Source organism: Streptomyces sp. NPDC001843, from assembly GCF_042891955.1.
GTDB lineage: Bacteria > Actinomycetota > Actinomycetes > Streptomycetales > Streptomycetaceae > Streptomyces.
In genome coordinates, this window is record NZ_JBIATQ010000001.1 from 154,898 (window position 1) to 178,417 (window position 23,520).

Consider the following 23,520-nt stretch of genomic DNA (forward strand, 5'->3'; position numbering starts at 1 on the left):
CGGCAGGCCCGAGACACGGCTGAGGGGCCGCACCTCAAAAGGTGCGGCCCCTCAGGACCATCGGCTAAGCCCAGCGGCTAGCGATCAGCTCTGGCCGCCCGCCAGCTTCTCGCGCAGCGCTGCGAGCGCCTCGTCCGAGGCCAGCGCACCGGAGTTGTCCGGGCCCTCGGAGGAGTACGAACCGCCACCGGACGCGGCCGGAGCAGCGGCCTCGCCACCCTCGGCAGCCGCCTGGGCGTCCGCCTCGCGGGACTTGATGACCTGCGCCTGGTGCTGCTCGAAGCGCTGCTGCGCCTCGGCGTACTGGCGCTCCCACTCCTCGCGCTGCTTCTCGTAGCCCTCGAGCCAGTCGTTGGTCTCGGGGTCGAAGCCCTCGGGGTAGATGTAGTTGCCCTGGTCGTCGTACGAGGCAGCCATGCCGTACAGGGTCGGGTCGAACTCGACCGCGGCCGGGTCGGCACCGAAGGACTCGTTGGCCTGCTTCAGCGAGAGGCTGATGCGACGACGCTCGAGGTCGATGTCGATGACCTTGACGAAGATCTCGTCGTTGACCTGGACGACCTGCTCCGGGATCTCCACGTGGCGCTCGGCCAGCTCGGAGATGTGGACCAGACCCTCGATGCCCTCGTCCACGCGGACGAACGCACCGAACGGAACCAGCTTCGTGACCTTGCCGGGCACGACCTGGCCGATCTGGTGGGTGCGGGCGAACTGCTGCCACGGGTCTTCCTGGGTCGCCTTCAGCGACAGGGAGACACGCTCGCGGTCCATGTCGACGTCGAGGACCTCGACCGTGACCTCCTGGCCGACCTCGACGACCTCGGAGGGGTGGTCGATGTGCTTCCAGGACAGCTCGGAGACGTGGACCAGACCGTCGACGCCACCCAGGTCCACGAAGGCACCGAAGTTGACGATGGAGGAGACCACACCGGAGCGGACCTGACCCTTCTGCAGGGTCGTGAGGAACGTCTGGCGGACCTCGGACTGGGTCTGCTCCAGCCAGGCACGGCGGGACAGGACCACGTTGTTGCGGTTCTTGTCCAGCTCGATGATCTTGGCCTCGAGCTCCTTGCCCACGTAGGGCTGAAGGTCGCGAACACGGCGCATCTCGACCAGGGAGGCCGGAAGGAAGCCGCGGAGGCCGATGTCGAGGATGAGACCACCCTTGACGACCTCGATGACGGTACCGGTGACGATGCCGTCCTCTTCCTTGATCTTCTCGATGGTGCCCCAGGCACGCTCGTACTGGGCGCGCTTCTTCGAGAGGATCAGGCGGCCTTCCTTGTCCTCCTTCTGGAGGACCAGGGCCTCGATCTCGTCACCGACGGCGACGACCTCGTTGGGGTCGACGTCGTGCTTGATCGAGAGCTCGCGGCTCGGGATGACACCTTCGGTCTTGTAACCGATGTCGAGCAGGACCTCGTCCCGGTCGACCTTCACGATGACGCCGTCGACGATGTCGCCGTCGTTGAAGTACTTGATCGTCTCGTCGATCGCTGCGAGGAAGGCTTCCTCGTTACCGATGTCGTTGACCGCTACCTGCGGGGTGGTGGCGGTGGTCTCGGTGCTGCTCGTCATGTGGGAAAGGGCTCCGGTACGGACATTGAAGTCGTAGGTACTGCTTACGCCGGGAGCCCGTTTCGCTCTGATGAAGCCGGACAGCCAAGGAAGCGCCCCACCAGGATCGGTGATGGCGCCTCGACAACCGAGGGGACATACAACAGATGCGAGCGCAGCCTGCTACGTCTGAGGTGCGCAGGCCCGCAGCGCAACTTGTAGCATACGGGGGCAGCCGGACAGGGTCAATGCGCGAAGCCGCACACCCGGGGCGGATCGCCGCATACCCGGCACAAGAATCGTCCAACAAGGCCAAGCGGGCCTTCGGGGACGTCTTCCTGACACCGTTCCGACCGGTTGGACGGAAGAGTACGACGAGGGAGCCGATCATCCAAGAGCCCGAACCGTTCGAACCGGAAGCCACCCGGCGCGACGCCGATGTGACGGAGAGCTCCCGGGCCAACCGGGGCTGGTGGGACCGGAACGCGGACGACTACCAGATCGAACACGGCACGTTCCTCGGCGACGACCGCTTCGTGTGGGGCCCCGAGGGCCTGGACGAGGTGGAGGCGGAACTGCTCGGCCCGCCCGAGGACCTCAAGGGCAAGGACGTCCTGGAGATCGGCGCGGGCGCCGCCCAGTGCTCGCGCTGGCTGACCGCACAGGGCGCCCGCCCGGTGGCCCTGGACCTCTCCCACCGCCAGCTGCAGCACGCGCTGCGCATCGGCGGATCGTTCCCCCTGGTGTGCGCGGACGCCGGCGCGCTGCCCTTCGCGGACGGTTCCTTCGACCTGGCGTGCTCGGCGTACGGGGCGCTGCCGTTCGTCGCCGACCCGCGGCTGGTGCTGCGGGAGGTCCGCCGGGTGCTGAGGCCGGGCGGGCGGTTCGTGTTCTCCGTGACGCACCCGATCCGCTGGGCGTTCCCGGACGAGCCCGGGCCCGAGGGGCTGTCGGTGTCCGCCTCCTACTTCGACCGCACGCCGTACGTCGAACAGGACGACGAGGGCCGGGCGGTGTACGTCGAGCACCACCGGACGCTGGGCGACCGGGTCAGGGACATCGCGTCGTCGGGCTTCCGGCTGGTGGACCTGGTCGAGCCGGAGTGGCCGGCCTGGAACACCTCCGAGTGGGGCGGGTGGTCGCCGCTACGGGGCAACCTGATCCCGGGGACGGCGATCTTCGTGTGCGTACGAGACTGAGTGCGTGATCCGTTACGACGCCCTGGACGCCCTCCCCGTACGCAGCGCCCTGCCCGCGCTGAACGACGCCCTGGAGGCGCACGGCACCGCCGTCCTCGGGGCGCCGCCCGGCACCGGCAAGACGACGTTGGTGCCGCTCGCACTGGCCGGGCTGCTCGGGAGCGGGCCCGCGCGGCGGGTGGTCGTGGCCGAGCCGCGGCGGATCGCGGCGCGGGCCGCGGCGCGGCGGATGGCCTGGCTGCTGGGCGAGCAGGCCGGCGACAGCGTCGGCTACACCGTGCGCGGCGAGCGGGTCGCGGGCCGGCACGCGCGCGTGGAGGTCGTCACGACCGGTGTGCTGCTGCAGCGGCTGCAGCGGGACCAGGAGTTGACCGGTGTCGACGTGGTCCTGCTCGACGAGTGCCACGAGCGGCACCTGGACGCGGACACGGCGGCCGCGTTCCTGTGGGACGTACGGGAGACCCTGCGGCCGGATCTGGGCCTCGTGGCCGCGTCGGCGACCACGGACTGGGCTCAGTGGGCGCGGCTGCTGGGCGGGGCGCCCGTGATCGAGGCGCGGGGTTCGGCGCACGCGGTCGGCACCGTGTACGCGCCCCCGGCGCGTCCGGTACGGCCGTCGCACGGCACGTGGGTGGACCCGGCACTGCTCGCGCACGTGGCCTCGGTGGTCCGCCGGGCGCTGACCGAGTGCTCCGGGGACGTGCTGTGCTTCCTGCCGGGCGTGGGCGAGATCGCGCGGGTCGCCGGGCTGCTGGGGGACCTGGGTGACGTGGCCGGCGTGGACGTGCTCCAGGTGCACGGGCGGGCGTCGGCGGCGGCGCAGGACGCGGTGCTGGTGCCGGGGCAACGGCGCCGGGTGGTGCTGGCGACCTCCGTGGCGGAGTCGTCGCTGACGGTTCCCGGGGTCCGGGTGGTCGTCGACTCCGGGCTGGCGCGGGAGCCGCGCGTGGACCACGCGCGCGGGCTCAGCGCGCTGGCGACGGTACGGGCGTCGCAGGCCGCCGGGCGGCAGCGGGCGGGGCGTGCCGGGCGTGAGGCGCCGGGAATCGTGTACCGGTGCTGGGCCGAGGCCGAGGACGGGCGTCTGCCGCGGTTTCCGTCACCGGAGATCAAGGTGGCCGACCTGACCGCGTTCGCCCTGCAGGCGGCTTGCTGGGGTGATCCGGACGCCTCCGGGCTGGCATTGCTGGATCCGCCGCCGGGCGGGGCGATGGCCGCGGCGCGCTCCGCTCTGGCAGCCGTTGGGGCCGTCGACTCCGCTGGGCAGGCCACGGAGCGGGGGGTGCGGTTGGCTCGGCTGGGGTTGCACCCCCGGCTGGGGAGGGCGTTGCTGGACGCCTCCGGCGGCGCCGAGATCGTGGCGCTGCTCAGCGAGGAGGCGCCCCGGGAGTACGGGGATGATCTCGCCGGTGCGTTGCGGAGTGCTCGGCGTGGGGGTGACGCCTACGCCAAGCGGTGGGCTGTCGAGGTTCGGCGGCTGCGGGCCGTCGTCTCTGAGGGGGTTTCCCACCCACCCGCCCATGGCCTCCGATCAGAAGCGGACGCCGAGGTCGGAGCTCGCACCGGCGACGACCACATCGCCGGGCTCGTCGCCGCGCTCGCCTTCCCGGAGCGGATCGCGAAGCTCGACGGCGGGTCGTACCTCATGGTCTCCGGGACGCGGGCCGAGCTTGCCGAGGGGTCCGCGCTGCGCGGGGTGCCCTGGATCGCCGTCGCCGTGGCCGACCGGCCGCTCGGCAAGGGGCACGCGCGTGTGCGGCTCGGCGCCGCGGTGGACGACGGGCTCGCGCGGGTCGCGGCCGGGGCGCTGTACGAGGAGCGTGACGAGGTGCGCTGGGCGGACGGCGACGTCGTCGCGCGCCGGGTGGAGCGGCTCGGGGCCGTCGAGTTGGGGGTACGGCCTCTGAAGGAGGTCGATTCCGGCCTCGTTCGGGAGGCGCTGCTGGAGGGGCTGCGGCAGGAGGGGTTCGGGCTGCTGCGGTGGTCGGCCGAGGCCGTCGGCCTGCGGCAGCGGCTGGCCTTCCTGCGGCTGCGGGTCGGCGAGCCGTGGCCGGACGTGTCCGACGAGGCGCTGCACGCGCGCGTGGACGAGTGGCTGGAGCCCGAGCTCGGCCGTGCCCGGCGCCGCGCCGACCTGGCGCGGATCGACGCCGGGCAGGCGCTCGGGCGGCTGTTGCCCTGGTCCTCCGGGCAGGCCGCGCGGCTCGACGAACTCGCCCCCGAGCGGATCACCGTACCGAGTGGGTCGAGGATCCGGATCGACTACGGCAACCCGGAGCAGCCCGTCCTCGCCGTGAAGCTGCAGGAGATGTTCGGGCTGCAGGAGTCGCCCGCCGTGGCGGGGGTGCCACTGCTCGTCCATCTCCTCTCCCCCGCCGGGCGGCCCGCCGCCGTCACCGCCGACCTCGCGTCCTTCTGGAGGGACGGCTACAAGGGCGTACGGGCCGAGCTGCGCGGGCGGTATCCGAAGCATCCGTGGCCCGAGGACCCGGCCGGCGCCGAACCGACGCGGCACACCAACGCCCGGCTCAGGCGCTGACCGGCTCAGGCGCTGACCGACTCAGGCGCTGACCGGCTCCGGTGCGGCGGTCCGGGAGGGCGCCGGGTCCGACGGCCCGCGGCCACGGGCCTCCAGGTACAGCGAAAGCCCCAGCAGCAGGATCCCGAGGATCAGGAAGCCCCAGGGCAGGTAGGACGTCAGCAGCAGGACGATCGTGCGGTTGTGCTTGACCAGGGCCACGGTGTGCTCGGTGTAGTCCTCGCGCATCTTCACGTCCCCCGCGAACGCCGTCACCTTGGCACGCCCGCCGAGCAGGGTGCCGCCGCGCAGTTCCTCCTGGTGGATCTCCTCGCCGTAGACGGGGGCGCCGGTGACGGGCTCGACCCAGAACCTGCGGACGGTGGTGTACCAGCGGGTCGTGCCGGTCTTGGCGATCGACTCGGGGGTGATGCCCTTGACCGGCATGGTGCGGGGCATCTTCACCTTGGTCCAGGGGACGGTCTGCTCGAAGTAGTAGACCTTCAGGCCGCGGAAGTCCTGGGTGCCCTTGTAGTGGATGGGGTTGGTGGTGCGGGTCTGCGCGTCGAAGTACTCGTAGTCCCGCTTCTGTGTGAGGAAGGGCCACTTGAACTCGATGCCGTCCCGCCTGACGGGGTCGCCGTCGACCATCTCACCGGTGGCGTGGACGGGTTCCTGGGAGTGCGCGTCGAAGATGTAGCGTTCGGGAACTTTGGAGACCATCTTGCCGTCGGGGCCCTGCACGTAGGACAGGCCGTCCCAGACGACGACGTCCCGCCCCGCCGTCTTCTCTATCGTCCGGGCCGCCTCCACGTCGCCCTTGAGGGTCTGCACGATGGTGACCTTGGGGACCTTCTTGGCCTTCATCGTGCCGTAGTCGAGGAGTGTGGCGCCCTTCGCCTCCAGGACCATGGTCTCGTACTGGTTCGCCGGGATCTTGGCCAGGCGCGGGAAGGCGTACCAGCGCAGCAGCGGGGACAGCGCCGCGAAGAACACGGCGAGGGCGAGCAGGATCAGACTGGCCGTGCGGCGCATTTCGGCCTCCCTCACGGGCGGGCGGTCACGGGTGCGGGGGCACCGTGGTGAGCAGCGGTTCCGGTGACGTGCGGCCGGCCGGGGGGCCCATCGCTCCGATCGCGAGGATCAGGACGAGCGCGAGGGCGAAACCGGTCGCGGCGGCGATCAGGGCGCGCATGAGGGACCCTCCCGGACCGTCCGGAACTGATACAGCGTCAGGTCCGGGCACCGTAGCAACGGGAGGGCGAGATGAGAACAGTCGCGCACAGCCGACGAGGGCGCCCCCTCCGCCGGAGCGGAGGGGGCGCCCTCGTCGGGTGCGGCGGGTCCTTGCGGACCCTTGGTCCCTATGCCGTGGGGCTCGGGGAGGCGGAGGTGGTCCCGGTGCCGCTCGGTGACGGGCTCGTCGAGGGGTCCGCCGCGGCGACCTTCAGTTCGACGGTCAGCGTCGCGCCGCCGGTCGTCGTGATGCGGAGCAGGAAGGTGCCGGTGGTGTCGTCCGCGTACAGCTTCGGCAGCTTCAGCAGGCCGTCGCCGTCCGTCTCCAGGCCCGTCAGGGTGCGTACGGCGTTGCCGTCGGCGTCCTTGAAGTAGGGGCCCTTGTCGTTCGCGGTCGCGTCGTCGGCGGACTTGATCAGGGTCGCGGTGGCGGCGACCTTGTCGGCTACGGCTCCCTTGTAGGTGGCCTTCACCTCCACCTGGTCGGCGAACTCACCGCCCGGTGTGCACGTCAACGCCGTGTCGCTGGTGCGGGCGAGGGTGTCGGCCGCCCGCGCCGTGACGGTCGCCTTGTAGTCGAGGCCGCTGACCGCGCGGCCCAGGACGGTGGCGCGGATCGTGAAGTCGCCGGTCTTCTCACCGGCGTTGAGGGCGGGGGCCACGGCGGTGCCGGTGCTGTTGGTGATGACCGTGGCGACCTTCTCACCGCCGGTGAAGGTGGCGTCCGTGTCGCCGACGACGGTGAGCCGGATCCTGACCTTGGCGACGGCCTTCCCGGCCTTCGTCTCGGCGCGGGTGCTGATGCGCTGGGTGAAGGCGTCCCCGGCCATCGCGGTGAGCTTGGCGGTGCCCGCGTCCTCCAGGTGGTCCACCGTGTCGGTGGGGGTGGGGGGCGTGCTCGGGGGAGTGTTCGGAGGCGTGTTCGGGGGCGTGTTCGGTGGGGTCGGGTCTGGGGCGGGCTCGGTGGGCTTGCCGTCGCCCGGGCCGTGCGGCTTCGGGCTCGGCGTCGACCTGTGCGGGTGCGTCGGCTTGTGCGGGTGCGTCGGTGTCGGGGACGGGCTGGTCCTCGGCGTGCCGTCGTCGCTGCGGTGCGACGGCACCGAGCCGGTGCCGTCGGGGATGGAGTGGGTGCCCTTGCGGTAGTACTCCAGCCACGACAGGACCGTGTCGAGGTAGTCCTGCGAGTTGTTGTAGCTGAGGATCGCGCTGTGCAGACCGGCCTGGGTGGACATGTCCCAGTCGTTGCGGCACAGGTAGTGACCGGCGGCGAGCGCGGCGTCGTAGACGTTGTTGGGGTCCTTCACGCCGTCGCCGTTGCCGTCGCGGCCCGCCCAGGCCCACGTCGACGGGATGAACTGCATGGGGCCGACGGCCTGGTCGTAGGAACTGTTGCCGTCGTACGCACCGTGGTCGGTGTCCTTGATGAGCGCGAAGCCGTTGCCGTCGAGCTGCGGGCCCAGGATCCGGCCGATGGTGGTGCCGTTCGCGTCGACGCGGCCGCCCCGCGCCTGCCCCGATTCGACCTTGCCGATGGCGGCGAGGAGCTGCCAGGGCATGTTGCATCCGGGTTTGGAGCCGCGCAGTTCGTCCGCGGCCTTCTTGTAGGCGTCGAGGACGGTCGCGGGTATGCCCGCTTCGGTCCCGCCCGGCGAGGTGGGCGTGCCGGTGGTCGGCGACGGGCTGGGGTTGGGGCTGTGCAGCGGCGGCAGGTCCGTGTAGTACGGCGAGTCGCCGGTGGCGTCGCCCCCGGACGCGGCGTCACCCCCGGACGTGGCGTCCGGCGCGGAGGTGGCGCCGGCGGCTGCCTGTCTGTCCTGGTTCTCGGCCGTCACTCCTGGAGCCTGGGACGCGGACAGAGCCGCGACCGCCACCGCGGCCACGGCGGTGGTCGCCGCCCCTTTGCGCAGCCGACTGCCGAAATGCGCCGCCATAGAGTGAACCCTCCCGTGGACGCCTGAGCGCCCGTCTCAAGTCTTTCCGCTCTTTCCACTCGCCCGTTGTGACGGTTGACCCGTGACTGTGGTTGCCCCCGTTGCGTTTTTCCACTCGTGCCGTGATGTGCCGCACCGTGCGTCCCGGCACGGTGACCCAGGTGACCCTACGACAACTTCCTTTCAGGGGGCACCCGGTCGTGCCCGGTTTTCACCGGTTGGCCATGTGCCGTTGGCCCGAGGTGCCCTCCCGCATACTTGGCGGCACGACCACCGGGTGAACCGCCCGGTAATGTCCGACCTGAGGGGCCGAGTTGCCGTTCACTCTCAGCCATGCGGCGGCCGTACTGCCCGCTGTCCGCGGGGACGGGTCCGGCCGGGGCCGGCTGGTACCGGCGGCGCTGGTGGCGGGTTCGTTCTCTCCCGACATGACCTACTACACGGCGGGTGTCCTGCCCGGGGCGATGCGGTTCGGGGACGTCACGCACTCCTTCGCCGGTGTGCTCACCGTCGACGTGCCGGTGTCCTGGGCCCTGGTGGGGCTGTGGCTGCTGCTGCGCGAACCGCTCGTGGCGCTGCTCCCGCCGGGGCGCCAGGGACGGTGGGCGGCGCTGCTGCGGTGCGGGGCGCCACGCGCGCGTGTAGGGCCCGCTTCTGCCGCCTGGTGGTACGTCTCCGCGGTGCTCGGCGCGTTGACACACGTCGTGTGGGACGCGTTCACACACCACGGCCGGTGGGGCGTGCGGCTCTTCCCCGTTCTCTCCCGGTCACTGGCGGGGGTGCCGCTGTACCAGTGCCTCCAGTACGGCTGTTCGCTCGTGGCCGCCCTCGTGATCGCGGCATGGGTGGGGCGCGCGGCGCGCCGTACGCCCGGGGGCGCACCGGCCGGGGTCGCGCTGTTGTCGGTGCGGGACCGCTGGTGGGCGGCCGCGGCGATCGGCGGCTGCGCGATCGTCGGGGCCGTGCAGCGGGCGCTGCGGTGGTGGGCGTACCGGGGTGTCGGCGCCAGACCCTGGCAGCTGGTGCCGACGCTGTGCTTCGGGCTGGGCGCGGGGCTGGCGGCGGGGCTGCTGCTGTACGCCGCGGCCGTCAGGGTGTGGCGTCCGGCCCGGACTGCCGCCGGTCCCGGCGGGGCCGGTGTGCGGCGGACCGGATCGGCCGCGCGGTGAGCGGCGCCACGAAGACGGTCATGGTGCGCGCGGAGCGGATTTTCGTCAGTCGCGCGAGGAGCAGGGCCAGATAGCCACGGCCCAGGTCGGCGGCCGCTCTTCCCGCCCGGGAGAGCCGGCCGCCGAGGCCGCGTCCGAGGGCCGCCGTAGTCCTGCGGACGGCCCTGGCCGGGTCGGCGGGAATGCGGGCGGTGCTCGCCTCGGCCGAGAAGTCCGGAACCGGCGGGGACGGCCTGTCCGGGGCCGCGGCGGCACCAGGCCGGCTCGGGGTCCGTGTGCGGGCCGTCCGGCGGTGGGGCGTGCGTATACCCATGACCGCATCTTGACGGGCGGGGGCGGTGACGGCGTTCTGGCGGGGGCCACATGAGTGACGCGGCCCCGCGGAGCCCGTTGCGCCCTGGGGGGCTTGGGCGAAGGCTGTGCGGGTGGCCCCGTGACCGGACCGAACCGCCGCCGGTTCGGGCACGGGGCCACTGAGGTGCGCCGTAGTGGTTGCTCGTCACCCCTGCGGAGGCCTCCCGCAGCGACGACGAGCAAGCACTGCCGAAGTGGCTAGTGGGCCGCCGACTCCCAGTCCGGGCCGACACCGACCGAGACGTCCAGGGGGGCCCTCAGCTGGACCGCGCCCGCCATTTCACGGCGGACGATCTCCTCGGTGGCCTCCCGCTCGCCCGGGGCCACCTCCAGGACGATTTCGTCGTGGACCTGCAGGAGCATGCGGGACTTCAGGTCGGCCTCGCGCAGCGCCCGGTCCACGTTCAGCATGGCGATCTTGACGATGTCCGCCGCCGTGCCCTGGATCGGCGCGTTCAGGGCCATGCGCTCGGCCGCCTCGCGGCGCTGCCGGTTGTCGCTGTTGAGGTCCGGCAGGTAACGGCGGCGCCCGAAGAGGGTCGCGGTGTAGCCGGTCGCCCGCGCCTCGTCGACCGCCCGGCGCAGATAGTCCCGTACGCCGCCGAAGCGCTCGAAGTAGGCGTCCATCAGGGCGCGGGCCTCGGCGGCCTCGATGTTCAGCTGCTGGGACAGGCCGAAGGCCGACAGCCCGTACGCCAGGCCGTACGACATCGCCTTGATCTTGCGGCGCATCTCCGCGTCCACCGCCGAGGCGTCCACCGCGAACACCTGGGAGGCCGCCGTGGTGTGCAGGTCCTCACCCGAGGTGAACGCCTCGATCAGGCCCGCGTCCTCCGACAGGTGGGCCATCACCCGCAGTTCGATCTGGCTGTAGTCCGCGGTCATCAGGGACTCGAAGCCCTCGCCGACGACGAAACCGCGGCGGATCGCCCGGCCCTCGTCCGTACGGACCGGAATGTTCTGCAGGTTGGGATCCGTGGAGGACAGCCGGCCGGTCGCGGCCACCGTCTGGTTGAAGGTGGTGTGGATGCGGCCGTCGCCCGCGATCGTCTTGATCAGGCCCTCGACCGTGACCCGCAGCTTCGCCTGCTCGCGGTGGCGGAGCATGATCACCGGCAGTTCGTTGTCGGTCTGGGTGGCCAGCCATGCCAGGGCGTCGGCGTCCGTGGTGTAGCCGGTCTTCGTCTTCTTCGTCTTCGGCAGGGCCAGCTCGCCGAAGAGGACTTCCTGGAGCTGCTTGGGCGAGCCCAGGTTGAACTCGTGGCCCGCCGCCGCGTGCGCCTCCTTCACCGCCTGCTGCACCGCGCCGGCGAACATCTGCTCCATGGCTTCGAGGTGGCTTCGGTCGGCCGCGATGCCGTGCCGCTCCATACGGGCCAGGAGCGCGGAGGTGGGCAGTTCCACGTCCCGCAGAAGGTCCGCCGCGCCCACCTCCTCGAGCCGGCCCTCGAAGGCCTCTCCCAGGTCGAGGACCGCACGGGCCTGGATCATCAGGGCCTCGGCCTCCGCGCCGTCGTCCGCGCCGAAGGCCAGCTGGCCGTCGGCCGCCGCGGCGGGTGCCAGCTCGCGGTGCAGATACTCCAGGGACAGCGCGTCCAGGTCGAAGGATCGGCGGCCGGGCTTGACCAGGTAGGCGGCGAGCGCGGTGTCCATGGTCACGCCCCGCACCGACCAGCCGTGCTCGGCGAAGACGCGCATGGCGCCCTTGGCGTTGTGCAGGACCTTGGGGCGGTCCGCGGCGGCGAGCCAGGCCGCGAACGCGTTCTCGTCGGACTCGTCCAGCTCGGCGGGGTCGAACCAGGCGGCCGCTCCGCCGGCGGCGGCGAGCGCGACCTCGGCGACCGAGCCCGTGCCCAGCGCCCAGGTGTCGACGGTGGCGACGCCGAGCCGCTCCGTGCCGTGCTCGGCGAGCCACGGGGCGAGCTCACCCGTGCCGAGGACCGTGCCGTCCAGCTGCACGCCGTCCGTCGCGATCGGGGTGGCCTCGGCCTCCTGGGCGCCGGGGTCGACGGCGAAGAGCCGCTCGCGCAGGGACGGATTGCGGATCTCCAGGGTGTCCAGGACCATCGCGACGGCCTTGCGGTCGTACGGTGCCCGCTCCAGGTCGGCGACCGCCTTGGGCAGCTCGACCTGCCGCTCCAGCTCGGTCAGCCGGCGGTTGAGCTTGACCGCCTCCAGGTGGTCGCGGAGGTTCTGCCCGGCCTTGCCCTTGACCTCGTCGACGCGCTCGACCAACTCCGCGAACGAACCGAACTGGTTGATCCACTTCGCGGCGGTCTTCTCGCCCACGCCGGGGATGCCGGGCAGGTTGTCCGACGGGTCGCCGCGCAGCGCCGCGAAGTCGGGGTACTGGGCGGGCGTCAACCCGTACTTCTCGAGAACCTTCTCCGGGGTGAACCGGGTGAGCTCCGAGACGCCCTTCGTGGGATACAGCACCGTCGTGTGCTCGGAGACCAGCTGGAAGGAGTCGCGGTCACCGGTGACGATCAGCACCTCGAAGCCGTCGGCCTCGGCCTGGGTGGCGAGGGTCGCGATGACGTCGTCCGCCTCGAACCCCTCTATGGCGAAACGCTGCGCGTTCATCGCGTCGAGCAGCTCGCCGATCAGCTCGACCTGGCCCTTGAACTCGTCCGGGGTCTTGGAGCGGTTCGCCTTGTACTCCGTGAACTCCTCGGAGCGCCACGTCTTGCGGGAGACGTCGAACGCCACCGCGAAATGTGTGGGCGCCTCGTCACGCAGGGTGTTGGCCAGCATCGACGCGAAGCCGTAGATCGCGTTCGTCGGCTGGCCCGTCGCGGTCGTGAAGTTCTCCGCGGGCAGCGCGAAGAACGCGCGGTAGGCCAGCGAGTGCCCGTCCATGAGCATCAGCCGGGGACGGGTGCCGCCGGAGGTCTTGTCGGTCGTCTTCGATGCTGTTTCTGCCACGCCCCGATCCTGCCACGCCCCACTGACAGCGTGGGCGCCGCGCCGGCTTCGGCCGGGGCAGGGAGAGAGGGCCGGTGGGGAGCAGGCGGGAGGGAGCGCAGCCGGGGACGAAGCGGGGGCCGGGCCACGAGCAGGGGCGACGGCCACCAGGCCCGGCAGGCGCGCGGTCCGCGGAGCCGGCTGCCGGGGCCCGAATCCCGTCGAGGCCTCCGGGGACGGCCCGCCCGAGCGCGGCGGACGTCATGCCGATCGGTTCTCGCCCCCCGCCGCCCTCACCCTCTCCCACCCCCAGGGATGGGGCCCCTTCGACCCCGCCCGGGGCTGCGCCCCTTGGACCCCGTCATGGGCAGCGCGTCCTCGACTCCGCCAGGGGTTCGACCCCTTGGGCCCCCTCCGGCGGCCGGTGTAGGGGCGGGTGCCCGGTTCTCCGGGCCGTCGGTCCTGTTCGCCCCCGCCCGCCCGCAGGCGTTGTCGGCGCCGCGTGCGAGGATCGGTCGGGCATGGCACATACACAGTCGAAGGGGAGCGTGCGATGGCGACGAAGCCACCGACGGGGGATCCGGTCCAGGACGCGCCTCGGATCGAGGGGCCGAAGCACGCGGCGGCTGGACTGCCGGCGATCGGGCACACCCTGCGCATCGCCCAGCAGCAGATGGGCGTGAAGCGCACCGCGCTGACGCTCCTGCGGGTCAACCAGAAGGACGGCTTCGACTGCCCCGGCTGCGCCTGGCCCGAGCCCGACCACCGGCACAAGGCGGAGTTCTGCGAGAACGGCGCGAAGGCGGTGGCGGAGGAGGCGACCCTGCGCCGGGTCACCCCGGAGTTCTTCGCCGAGCACCCGGTCGCCGATCTCGCCCGGCGCAGCGGCTACTGGCTCGGCCAGCAGGGCCGGCTCACACATCCCATGTACCTCCCCGAGGGCGGAGAGCACTACGAGCCGGTCAGCTGGGAGCGCGCCTTCGACATCATCACCGACGAGATCACCGCTCTCACCTCCCCCGACGAGGCCGTCTTCTACACCTCGGGCCGCACCAGCAACGAGGCAGCGTTCCTGTACCAGCTCTTCGCGCGCGAGCTGGGCACCAACAACCTGCCCGACTGCTCGAACATGTGCCACGAGTCGTCGGGCTCCGCGCTGAACGAGACCATCGGCATCGGCAAGGGCAGCGTCCTGCTTGAGGACCTGTACGAGGCCGACCTGATCATCGTCGCCGGCCAGAACCCCGGCACCAACCACCCCCGTATGCTCTCCGCGCTGGAGCAGGCGAAGGCGAACGGCGCGCGGATCATCAGCGTCAACCCGCTGCCCGAGGCGGGCCTGGAGCGCTTCAAGAACCCGCAGACCCCCCAGGGCATGCTCAAGGGCGCCGCCCTCACCGATCTGTTCCTGCAGATCCGCATCGGCGGCGACCAGGCGCTCTTCCGCCTCCTCAACAAGCTGATCCTTCAGACGGAGGGCGCCGTCGACGAGGCCTTCGTCCGCGAACACACCCACGGCTACGAGGAGTTCGCCGAGGCAGCCCGCGCCACCGACTGGGACGAGACGCTCACCGCGACCGGCCTCACGCGCGCGGAGATCGAAAAGGCCCTCGGCATGGTCCTGGCCTCCGAGCGGACCATCGTCTGCTGGGCGATGGGCCTCACCCAGCACAAGCACTCCGTGCCGACCATCCGCGAGGTGGTCAACTTCCTCCTTCTGCGCGGCAACATCGGCCGCCCGGGCGCGGGCGTGTGCCCGGTACGCGGCCACTCGAACGTGCAGGGCGACCGCACGATGGGCATCTTCGAACGGCCAGCCCCGGCCTTCCTGGACGCCCTGGAGAAGGAGTTCGGCTTCGCACCCCCGCGCGCGCACGGCTACGACGTCGTACGCGCCATCCGCGCGCTGCGCGACGGCGAGGCGAAGGTCTTCTTCGCCATGGGCGGCAACTTCGTCTCCGCCTCCCCCGACACCGAGGTCACCGAGGCGGCCATGCGGCGGGCCCGGCTGACCGTGCACGTGTCGACGAAACTCAACCGCTCCCACGTGGTCACGGGCGCGCGTGCCCTGATCCTGCCCACACTCGGCCGCACCGAGCGGGACGAGCAGGCCGGCGGCGAGCAGTTCGTCACGGTCGAGGACTCCATGGGCATGGTGCACGCCTCCCGGGGCCGCCTGGAGCCGGCGAGCCGGCACCTGCTGTCCGAGCCGGCGATCGTGTGCCGTCTCGCGCGCCGTGTACTCGGCGAGGACAGCAAGGTGCCGTGGGAGGATTTCGAGAAGGACTACACCGCCATCCGCGACCGCATCGCGCGCGTGGTCCCCGGCTTCGACGACTTCAACACCCGTGTGGCCCGCCCCGGCGGCTTCGCCCTCCCGCACGCGCCGCGCGACGAGCGCCGCTTCCCGACGGCGACGGGCAAGGCGAACTTCACGGCCGCCGCGGTGGAGTACCCGGCGCTGCCCGAGGGCCGGCTGCTGCTCCAGACGCTGCGCTCGCACGACCAGTACAACACCACGATCTACGGGCTCGACGACCGCTACCGGGGCATCAGGAACGGCCGCCGGGTCGTCCTCGTCAACCCCGAGGACGCACGCAAGCTGGGCGTGGCCGACGGGTCGTACGTCGACCTGGTCAGCGAGTGGCAGGACGGCGTGGAGCGGCGGGCACCCGGGTTCCGGGTGGTGCACTACCCGACGGCGCGGGGCTGCGCGGCGGCCTACTACCCGGAGACCAACGTCCTGGTCCCGCTGGACGCCACCGCGGACATCAGCAACACCCCGGCCAGCAAGTCCGTCGTCGTACGTCTGGAACAATCGACGACCGACTGAGCGTTTGCTCAGCCGACAGACAGGTTCACGACGAACGGAGCCGGGCCGATGGGCGAGCAGAGTCACGTGAAGTTCCCGCAGGAGGTCATCGACGAGTACGCGGCGCTCGGCGTCGACCTCCAGGCCCTGTTCTCCGCCGGACACCTCGGCACCCGGATGGGTGTGCAGATCACGGAGGCCTCCGCGGACCGGGTCGTGGGGACCATGCCGGTCGAGGGCAACACCCAGCCGTACGGGCTGCTGCACGGGGGCGCGTCCGCGGTACTGGCCGAGACCCTCGGCTCGGTGGGCTCGATGCTGCACGGCGGCAGCTCGAAGATCGCGGTCGGCGTCGACCTGAACTGCACCCACCACCGCGGGGCACGCTCCGGCCTCGTCACCGGCGTGGCCACCCCCGTGCACCGGGGCCGCTCGACGGCGACGTACGAGATCGTCATCAGCGACGAAGCCGGCCGGCGCGTGTGCACCGCCCGGCTGACCTGTCTGCTGCGGGACGCCCCGGCGGCGGGAGAGCGCGGCTGAGCGGTTGCGCAGGGTTGCGAAACCGACCGAGCCGAGAACAAAGCCGGTTGAGACGTCGTCGGCATGAAGTCCGCATACTGTGGGGCGAGTTGCCGACGACGCCGGCGGTTCACCCGACCCGCCGCACGAACCACCCCGGAGATCACTTCGGGTGCCGTCGACGTCCGATTGTTCGAGCGTTCACCCCGAAATGCGAACCTACCTTTTCTTGACGTAACGCTGCGTAACACACGTGCAATGCGAGGACCTCGGTTCCTTCCGCGGCGGCGCACTGCCCCGAAAGCCCCCGGGCTGCCCCAAGGCCCCACACCCGGACAGACCCGCCGGTCGAGGCCACGGCCAATCGGAAGTGCGCGTTCTCAAAATATGGACCCGCGGCAAATCCCGCCAAAACGGCTGAGAACCGCCCTCGCCCCACCGCGTCGTCCACGTCGTCATAACAAGAAAGTCACAAGCCAGCGCACAACAATGCCCATGTCTGCACCCCGGGCTTAGAGTCACGGCCAGTCACCGCTCCACCGGGAGTTCGGTACCGGCACCGCAAACCCCGTCCCCGCAGGGACGGACGTGCCTGCGGAAAGGACTGATTGTGCGACAGCGTTCTCTGGTGATTCTCACCTCCGTACTGACCACCGGAGCCCTGACTCTCACCGCCTGCGGCTCCCGCGACGACAACAGCAAGAGCGGCGACAGCGGCAACACCACCGTCGTCATCGGCGTCGACGCCCCGCTCACCGGTCAGAACTCCGCCACCGGCCTCGGCATCCAGTACGGCGCACAGATCGCCGTCGACGACGCCAACAAGAACAAGACCGTCCCCGGCGTCACCTTCAAGATCAAGGCCCTGGACGACAAGGCGGTCCCCGCCACCGGTCAGCAGAACGCCTCCCAGTTCGTCGGCGAGAAGGACGTCCTCGGCGTCGTCGGCCCCCTCAACTCCGGTGTGGCCACCCAGATGCAGCAGACCCTGGCCAGCGCCAACCTGGTCGAGATCTCCCCCTCCAACACCGCCCCCGAGCTGACCCAGGGCAAGAACTGGCAGACCAAGCCGGTCCGCCCGTTCAAGTCGTACTTCCGCACCGCCACCACCGACGCCCTCCAGGGCGCCTTCGCCGCGGACTACGCCTACAACGGCCTCAAGAAGAAGAAGGCCTTCGTCGTCGACGACAAGCAGACCTACGGCGCCGGTCTCTCCAAGATCTTCAAGGAGCAGTTCGCCAAGCAGGGCGGCAAGGTCATCGGCACCGACCACGTCAACACCGGCGACCGCGACTTCTCCACCCTGGTCACCAAGATCAAGAACTCGGGTGCCGACCTGCTCTACTACGGCGGCCAGTACGACGAGTCCGAGGTGCTGACCAAGCAGCTCAAGGCGGGCGGCGCCAACATCCCGCTGTTCGGCGGCGACGGCATGTTCACCCCCACCTACATCAAGACCGCCGGCAAGGCCGCCGAGGGCGACCTCGTCACCTCCATCGGCGTCCCCGTCGACACCCTGCCCGCCGCCAAGGACTTCGTCGCCACCTACAAGGCCAAGAAGTACCCCGGTGACTACGGCACCTACGGCTCCTACGCCTACGACGCCACCACCGCGATCATCAAGGCCGTCGGCCAGGTCGCGAAGGACGGCAAGATCCCCGACGGCGCCCGCGCCCAGATCGTCGACGCCGTCCAGAAGAACTCCTTCGAAGGCATCTCCGGCAAGATCTCCTTCGACGAGTTCGGCGACACCACCAACAAGCAGCTGACCGTCTACCAGGTCAAGAACGGCGAGTGGAAGTCCGTCAAGAGCGGCGTCGCCAACCCGAAGTAGCAGAACCGAACACTCCGCACCACCAGGGCCGCGCGGCGCAGACCACCGTCACCGCGCGGCCCGCCTTCTACCCTTCCACTCTCCCCACCACATGGAGGCCACGCGGTGAACACCCTGCCGCAGCAGCTGGCCAACGGGCTGTTCCTCGGCTCGATGTACGGGCTGATCGCCATCGGCTACACGATGGTGTACGGCATCGTCCAGCTCATCAACTTCGCCCACGGCGAGATCTTCATGACCGGAGGCTTCGGCGCACTCACGGTCTTCCTCGCCCTCCCGGACGGCATATCCATGTGGATAGCGCTGCCACTGATGCTCCTGGGCGGCGCACTAGTCTCCGTCCTCATCGCGGTCGGCGCCGAACGCTTCGCCTACCGGCCACTGCGCGGAGCACCACGCCTCGCGCCCCTCATCACCGCCATCGGCCTCTCCCTCGCCCTCCAGCAGGCCGTCTTCAACTGGTACAACTACCACGGCGACGCCAAGTCCGCCCGCGTCTTCCCCCAACTCCCCTTCGGCCCCTACCACCTGGGCTCCATCACGATCCAGAGCGGTGACATCTTCCTGATCATCGCCGCCCCGATCTGCATGGCCGTCCTCGCCTTCTTCGTCCGCCTCTCCCGCACCGGCCGCGCCATGCAGGCCACCGCGCAGGACCCGGACACCGCGCAGCTGATGGGCATCGACACCAACCGCATCATCGTCATCGCCTTCGCCATCGGCGGCTTCTTCGCCGCCGTCGCCGGCGTCTCCTACGGCCTCAAATACGGCTCCGTCGCCTACGACATGGGCTTCATCGCCGGCCTCAAGGCCTTCACCGCAGCCGTCCTCGGCGGCATCGGCAACATCTACGGCGCGATGCTCGGCGGCATCGTCCTCGGACTGGCCGAGGCCTTGGCCACCGCCTACATCTCCGACATCCCCGGCATGCAGCAGCTCGGAGGACAGGGCTGGGCCGCCGTGTGGGCCTTCGTCCTCCTCATCCTCGTACTCCTCTTCAGGCCACAAGGCCTGCTCGGCGAACGCGTCGCGGACAGGGCGTGAGCAGCATGACCGACACCACCACCGCCCGAGCGGCAACCGAACACGGACCCGTCCCGCTCCCCGCGTCCGCCGCACGCCTGCTCATCGCCATCGGCGCGCTCGGCACCATCGCCAGCACCTTCATGAGCTGGACCTGGACGCCGAACTTCCCCGGCGACCTCACCGTCTACGGCTACCCCGCGGGACTCCAGATCCTCGCCCTCGTCGGCGGCGCCCTCACCCTGCTCCACGGCCTGACACTGTGGAACGTCCGCGGACTGCGCTGGCTCAACCCCGGGAACACCACCAGCCCCGTCCTGCTGACGGCCCTGTCGGCCTTCGCCGTCTGCTGGTTCACCGGCATCGCCATCGCCGTCGACCTCGGCGGCCTGGTCAACCTCGACCCCGGCGCCTACGTCGCGATGGCCGCCTCCGCACTCCCGGTGATCGGCGCGCTCGCACTCCCCCACCCCGCCCCCGGCACCGGCTTCCGCGGCTACCTCACCAAGCCCGACCAACCCCGCCCGGCACCGCTCAGCCCGCTCGCCGAACGCGGTTTCATCACCGCCGGCATCGCCCTCGCGCTGATCGCCTTCACCTACGGCATCGGCATCGACAACGACGCCAGCGAAACCTTCATCGGCTACCTTCTCCTCTTCGTCTTCGCCGCCTGGGGCCTCATGCACTCCGGGCTCCTGGACCGCTTCTCCACACTCGCGGCCAAGCACAAGTCCTTCGCCGCCGCCCTCGCGTTCGTCGCCGCCGTGATCTTCCCCTTCACCCAGAGCGACGACCACAACGCCAACGTCGGCGTCAACATCCTCATCTTCGCCACCGTCGCCCTCGGCCTGAACATCGTCGTCGGCCTCACCGGCCTGCTCGACCTCGGATACGTCGCCTTCCTCGGCGTCGGCGCCTACGCCGCCGCCCTGGTCTCCGGCTCCGAGTACTCCCGGTTCTCCGGCGTCCACTTCCCCTTCTGGGCCGCCGCCCTCACCGGCATGGCCGCCTCACTGGTCTTCGGCGTCCTCATCGGCGCCCCGACCCTGCGACTGCGCGGCGACTACCTCGCCATCGTGACGCTCGGCTTCGGTGAGATCTTCCGCATCACCGTCAACAACCTCGACGGCGACTCCGGACCCAACATCACCCGAGGCCCCAACGGCATCACCCAGATCCCCGACCTCACCATCTTCGGGTTCAAACTCGGCGAACCACACGACATCGCCGGCTTCACCCTCGGCCGGTTCGCCAACTACCTGTTCCTGATGCTCATCGTCACCGCCATCGTCGTCCTCGTCTTCACCCGCGCCGCCGACTCCCGCATCGGCCGCTCCTGGATCGCCATCCGCGAGGACGAGACCGCCGCCACCGCCATGGGCATCAACGGCTTCCGCGTCAAGCTCGTCGCCTTCGCCCTCGGCGCCTCCCTCGCCGGCCTCGCCGGCACCGTCATGGCTCACGTCAACTACAGCGTCAACCCCCAGCCCTACCAGTTCGCCGGCGCCGCACCACCCAACTCCGCCTTCCTCCTCGCCGCCGTCGTCCTCGGCGGCATGGGCACCGTCAGCGGCCCCCTGCTCGGCGCCAGCGTCCTCTACCTGGTCCCCGAAAAGCTCCAGTTCCTCCAGAACTACGAACTGTTCGCCTTCGGCCTCGCACTCATCCTGCTGATGCGCTTCCGCCCGGAGGGCATCATCGCCAACCGCCGCCGCCAGCTCGAATTCCACGAGACCGGCCAACTCGACGTACCAGAACAGACGACGCTGACCGACGAACCGGCCGCCACCAAGGCAGGGGCGTAAGAACGATGACCACCACGTCCACACCTGTACTCGAAGCCCGTGACGTCACGATGCGCTTCGGCGGCCTCACCGCCGTCCGCTCCGTCGACTTCACCGTCAACAGCGGCGAGATCGTCGGCCTCATCGGCCCCAACGGCGCCGGCAAGACCACCTTCTTCAACTGCCTCACCGGCCTGTACGTGCCCACCGAGGGCACCGTGTCCTACAAAGGCACCGTCCTCCCACCCAAGCCACACCTCGTCACCCAGGCCGGCATCGCACGCACCTTCCAGAACATCCGGCTCTTCGCCAACATGACCGTCCTCGAGAACGTCCTCGTGGGACGTCACACGCGGACCAAGGAAGGCCTCTGGTCGGCGCTGCTGCGCGGGCCCGGCTTCAAAAAGGCCGAGAAGGAGTCCGAGGCACGCGCCATGGAACTCCTGGAGTTCGTCGGCCTCGCCGCCAAGCGCGACCACCTCGCGCGCAACCTGCCGTACGGCGAGCAGCGCAAGCTGGAGATCGCCCGGGCACTCGCCTCCGAGCCAGGCCTGCTGCTGCTCGACGAACCGACGGCCGGTATGAACCCGCAGGAGACCCGGGCCACCGAAAACCTGGTCTTCGCCATCCGGGACAAGGGCATCGCCGTCCTCCTCATCGAGCACGACATGCGCTTCGTCTTCAACCTCAGCGACCGCGTCGCCGTCCTCGTCCAGGGCGAGAAGCTCGTCGAGGGCACCTCCGACGTCGTCCAGGCCGACGAACGCGTCGTCGCGGCCTACCTCGGCGAACCCTTCGAAGGCGACCCGGGCGAAGCCGAAGCAGCCGAGGTCGAGGCCGCCGAAGCCGCCGCCGGGACAGCACCGGCCGACGCCCAGGCCGACACCGACGCCGACGCGGAGAGCACCACCAGCATCACCAAGGGAGAAGCCCAGTGACCGCTCTGCTCGAGGTCGAGGACCTCAGGGTCTCCTACGGCAAGATCGAAGCCGTCAAGGGCATCTCGTTCAGCGTCGAAGCCGGCCAGGTCGTCACCCTCATCGGCACCAACGGCGCCGGCAAGACCACGACCCTGCGCACACTGTCGGGCCTGCTGAAGCCCACCTCCGGCAGAATCGTCTTCGAGGGCAAGCCACTCACCGGCGTCCCCGCACACAAGATCGTGGCACTCGGACTCGCCCACTCCCCCGAAGGCCGGCACATCTTCCCGCGGCTGACCATTGCCGAGAACCTCCAGCTCGGCGCCTTCCTCCGCAAGGACAAGGAAGGCATCGAGAAGGACATCCAGCGCGCCTACGACCTCTTCCCCATCCTGGGCGAGCGGCGCAAGCAGGCAGCAGGCACCCTCTCGGGCGGTGAACAGCAGATGCTCGCCATGGGCCGGGCCCTGATGTCCCAGCCGAAGCTGCTGATGCTGGACGAACCCTCGATGGGCCTGTCCCCCATCATGATGCAGAAGATCATGGCCACCATCGCCGAGCTGAAGTCCCAGGGCACCACGATCCTGCTCGTCGAACAGAACGCCCAGGCCGCGTTGTCGCTCGCCGACCAGGGCCATGTCATGGAAGTCGGCAGCATCGTCCTCTCGGGCAACGGGCAGGACCTCCTGCACGACGAATCCGTCCGCAAGGCCTACCTCGGCGAGGACTGACCCGACCGAGGCACCCAGCCCGCACGTCCGTATATACGACGAGGCCCGCGCCCGATTCTCCGGGGCGCGGGCCTCGCCGCATGTCCTGGACGGCCGGTCAGCCCTTGGACGCCTTCTTCTCGTCGCTGTCCGCGATGACCGCCTCCGCGACCTGCTGCATCGACATCCGGCGGTCCATCGACGTCTTCTGGATCCAACGGAACGCCGCCGGCTCCGTCAGCCCGTACTCCGTCTGGAGGATCGACTTCGCCCGGTCGACCAGCTTGCGGGTCTCCAGGCGCTGCGTGAGGTCGGCGACCTCCTTCTCCAGCTCCTTCAGCTCCGTGAACCGCGAGACGGCCATCTCGATCGCCGGAACGACATCACTCTTGCTGAACGGCTTCACGAGATACGCCATCGCACCGGCGTCCCGGGCCCGCTCGACCAGGTCCCGCTGGGAGAAGGCGGTGAGCATCAGCACCGGGGCGATGGACTCCTCCGCGATCTTCTCCGCCGCGGAGATTCCGTCCAGCTTGGGCATCTTCACGTCCAGGATGACCAGGTCGGGCCTGTGCTCGCGGGCCAGCTCCACGGCCTGCTCACCGTCACCGGCCTCGCCTACGACGGAGTACCCCTCCTCCTCCAGCATCTCCTTCAGGTCGAGCCGGATCAGGGCCTCGTCCTCGGCGATGACGACACGGGTCGTCAGCGGAGGCACGTGCGACTTGTCGTCATCGGGCACGTCTACGGGCTGGGGCGACTCGGGGGCGGTCACGCAGGGCTCCTCGTTCAGGGGCGGGGGTACTGCTGACAAGAGCGTACCTAGCTGCGGTAAGGTAGAGCACGGCGGGTGACCGCTAACCTTCGTTTTACAGGAAGCCCCGGTAGTCCAGCGGGAGAGACACGGTGCTCAAACCACCGACAGCGTGGGTTCGAATCCCACCCGGGGCACTTTTCCTTCGAATTCAAGGTTGACTCTGCTGAGCGGATGGGCACGTTCTCGTGAACATCCGCTTTTTGCTGCGTGTCGCCGCGATCACCGCTACA

Annotated in this window: 17 protein-coding genes and 1 tRNA gene; 11 read left to right on the forward strand and 7 right to left on the reverse strand. The window is 70.3% G+C overall.

Annotated features, from left to right (window positions below; translation table 11 throughout):
• Positions 1-84 precede the first annotated feature (84 nt).
• Complete coding sequence (rpsA, locus tag ACFYZQ_RS00725) at positions 85-1,578, reverse strand: 30S ribosomal protein S1 (protein ID WP_031115633.1); 1,494 nt, start codon at positions 1,576-1,578, stop codon at positions 85-87.
• Positions 1,579-1,895: 317 nt separating this feature from the next.
• Here rpsA and ACFYZQ_RS00730 point away from each other — a divergent pair, with 317 nt between their 5' ends.
• Positions 1,896-2,756, forward strand: a complete 861-nt coding sequence (locus ACFYZQ_RS00730; RefSeq protein WP_389141829.1) for a class I SAM-dependent methyltransferase — start codon at positions 1,896-1,898, stop codon at positions 2,754-2,756.
• A 4-nt stretch (positions 2,757-2,760) separates the two neighbouring features.
• The gene (gene hrpB / locus ACFYZQ_RS00735) at positions 2,761-5,295 is read left to right on the forward strand and encodes an ATP-dependent helicase HrpB (protein WP_389140128.1); all 2,535 of its coding nucleotides are present in this window, start codon (positions 2,761-2,763) and stop codon (positions 5,293-5,295) included.
• 21 nt (positions 5,296-5,316) lie between these two features.
• Here hrpB and ACFYZQ_RS00740 read toward each other — a convergent pair whose 3' ends face one another.
• The 3 genes from ACFYZQ_RS00740 to ACFYZQ_RS00750 form a co-directional block, all read right to left on the reverse strand.
• Positions 5,317-6,309, reverse strand: a complete 993-nt coding sequence (locus ACFYZQ_RS00740; RefSeq protein ID WP_389140131.1) for a DUF3068 domain-containing protein — start codon at positions 6,307-6,309, stop codon at positions 5,317-5,319.
• A 25-nt stretch (positions 6,310-6,334) separates the two neighbouring features.
• Positions 6,335-6,469: an SPW_0924 family protein gene (locus ACFYZQ_RS00745; protein ID WP_389140134.1), complete on the reverse strand. Its 135-nt coding sequence runs from the start codon at positions 6,467-6,469 to the stop codon at positions 6,335-6,337.
• A gap of 169 nt (positions 6,470-6,638) precedes the next feature.
• Positions 6,639-8,441, reverse strand: coding sequence for a lytic transglycosylase domain-containing protein (locus ACFYZQ_RS00750; RefSeq protein WP_389140137.1), 1,803 nt, complete (start codon positions 8,439-8,441; stop codon positions 6,639-6,641).
• Between the two features lie 314 nt (positions 8,442-8,755).
• On the opposite strand from ACFYZQ_RS00750, the gene ACFYZQ_RS00755 reads away from it, so the two are divergent.
• The gene (locus ACFYZQ_RS00755; protein ID WP_389140139.1) at positions 8,756-9,610 is read left to right on the forward strand and encodes a DUF4184 family protein; all 855 of its coding nucleotides are present in this window, start codon (positions 8,756-8,758) and stop codon (positions 9,608-9,610) included.
• On the opposite strand, the gene ACFYZQ_RS00760 is transcribed toward ACFYZQ_RS00755, so the two are convergent.
• Positions 9,531-9,923, reverse strand: a complete 393-nt coding sequence (locus tag ACFYZQ_RS00760; protein ID WP_389140142.1) for a hypothetical protein — start codon at positions 9,921-9,923, stop codon at positions 9,531-9,533. The genes ACFYZQ_RS00755 and ACFYZQ_RS00760 overlap by 80 nt on opposite strands.
• A 239-nt stretch (positions 9,924-10,162) precedes the next feature.
• Positions 10,163-12,889, reverse strand: coding sequence for a DNA polymerase I (polA, locus tag ACFYZQ_RS00765; protein ID WP_389140145.1), 2,727 nt, complete (start codon positions 12,887-12,889; stop codon positions 10,163-10,165).
• A 532-nt stretch (positions 12,890-13,421) separates the two neighbouring features.
• Between polA and ACFYZQ_RS00770 the strand changes: the two genes are divergently transcribed.
• The 7 genes from ACFYZQ_RS00770 to ACFYZQ_RS00800 all read left to right on the forward strand — a co-directional run bounded on the left by ACFYZQ_RS00770 (position 13,422) and on the right by ACFYZQ_RS00800 (position 22,494).
• Positions 13,422-15,701, forward strand: a complete 2,280-nt coding sequence (locus ACFYZQ_RS00770) for an FdhF/YdeP family oxidoreductase (protein ID WP_389140148.1) — start codon at positions 13,422-13,424, stop codon at positions 15,699-15,701.
• A gap of 48 nt (positions 15,702-15,749) precedes the next feature.
• Entirely contained in the window at positions 15,750-16,223 is a 474-nt protein-coding gene (locus ACFYZQ_RS00775; RefSeq protein ID WP_389140151.1) for a PaaI family thioesterase, read from the forward strand.
• Positions 16,224-16,812: 589 nt separating this feature from the next.
• Entirely contained in the window at positions 16,813-18,036 is a 1,224-nt protein-coding gene (locus tag ACFYZQ_RS00780) for a branched-chain amino acid ABC transporter substrate-binding protein (RefSeq protein ID WP_389140153.1), read from the forward strand.
• Between the two features lie 105 nt (positions 18,037-18,141).
• On the forward strand, positions 18,142-19,080 hold the full coding sequence (locus ACFYZQ_RS00785) for a branched-chain amino acid ABC transporter permease (protein ID WP_389140156.1): 939 nt from the start codon (positions 18,142-18,144) through the stop codon (positions 19,078-19,080).
• A 5-nt stretch (positions 19,081-19,085) separates the two neighbouring features.
• Complete coding sequence (locus tag ACFYZQ_RS00790) at positions 19,086-20,864, forward strand: branched-chain amino acid ABC transporter permease (protein ID WP_389140158.1); 1,779 nt, start codon at positions 19,086-19,088, stop codon at positions 20,862-20,864.
• A 5-nt stretch (positions 20,865-20,869) separates the two neighbouring features.
• The gene (locus tag ACFYZQ_RS00795; protein WP_389140161.1) at positions 20,870-21,781 is read left to right on the forward strand and encodes an ABC transporter ATP-binding protein; all 912 of its coding nucleotides are present in this window, start codon (positions 20,870-20,872) and stop codon (positions 21,779-21,781) included.
• Positions 21,778-22,494: an ABC transporter ATP-binding protein gene (locus tag ACFYZQ_RS00800; RefSeq protein WP_389140164.1), complete on the forward strand. Its 717-nt coding sequence runs from the start codon at positions 21,778-21,780 to the stop codon at positions 22,492-22,494. The genes ACFYZQ_RS00795 and ACFYZQ_RS00800 overlap by 4 nt, the downstream gene beginning before the upstream one ends.
• 97 nt (positions 22,495-22,591) lie before the next feature.
• Here the strand turns inward: ACFYZQ_RS00800 and ACFYZQ_RS00805 are convergent, their stop codons facing one another.
• Complete coding sequence (locus ACFYZQ_RS00805; protein WP_389140166.1) at positions 22,592-23,248, reverse strand: ANTAR domain-containing response regulator; 657 nt, start codon at positions 23,246-23,248, stop codon at positions 22,592-22,594.
• 103 nt (positions 23,249-23,351) lie between these two features.
• On the opposite strand from ACFYZQ_RS00805, the gene ACFYZQ_RS00810 reads away from it, so the two are divergent.
• A tRNA-Leu gene (locus ACFYZQ_RS00810) sits at positions 23,352-23,424 on the forward strand.
• Positions 23,425-23,520: the final 96 nt, after the last annotated feature.

What these genes read in the sequence shown, in the direction of transcription:
- rpsA (WP_031115633.1), bottom strand. Translation starts at nt 1,578, where the DNA reads ATGACGAGCAGCACCGAGACCACCGCCACCACCCCGCAGGTAGCGGTC.
- ACFYZQ_RS00740 (WP_389140131.1), bottom strand. Translation starts at nt 6,309, where the DNA reads ATGCGCCGCACGGCCAGTCTGATCCTGCTCGCCCTCGCCGTGTTCTTC.
- ACFYZQ_RS00745 (WP_389140134.1), bottom strand. Translation starts at nt 6,469, where the DNA reads ATGCGCGCCCTGATCGCCGCCGCGACCGGTTTCGCCCTCGCGCTCGTC.
- ACFYZQ_RS00750 (WP_389140137.1), bottom strand. Translation starts at nt 8,441, where the DNA reads ATGGCGGCGCATTTCGGCAGTCGGCTGCGCAAAGGGGCGGCGACCACC.
- ACFYZQ_RS00760 (WP_389140142.1), bottom strand. Translation starts at nt 9,923, where the DNA reads ATGGGTATACGCACGCCCCACCGCCGGACGGCCCGCACACGGACCCCG.
- ACFYZQ_RS00770 (WP_389140148.1), top strand. Translation starts at nt 13,422, where the DNA reads ATGGCGACGAAGCCACCGACGGGGGATCCGGTCCAGGACGCGCCTCGG.
- ACFYZQ_RS00775 (WP_389140151.1), top strand. Translation starts at nt 15,750, where the DNA reads ATGGGCGAGCAGAGTCACGTGAAGTTCCCGCAGGAGGTCATCGACGAG.
- ACFYZQ_RS00790 (WP_389140158.1), top strand. Translation starts at nt 19,086, where the DNA reads ATGACCGACACCACCACCGCCCGAGCGGCAACCGAACACGGACCCGTC.
- ACFYZQ_RS00795 (WP_389140161.1), top strand. Translation starts at nt 20,870, where the DNA reads ATGACCACCACGTCCACACCTGTACTCGAAGCCCGTGACGTCACGATG.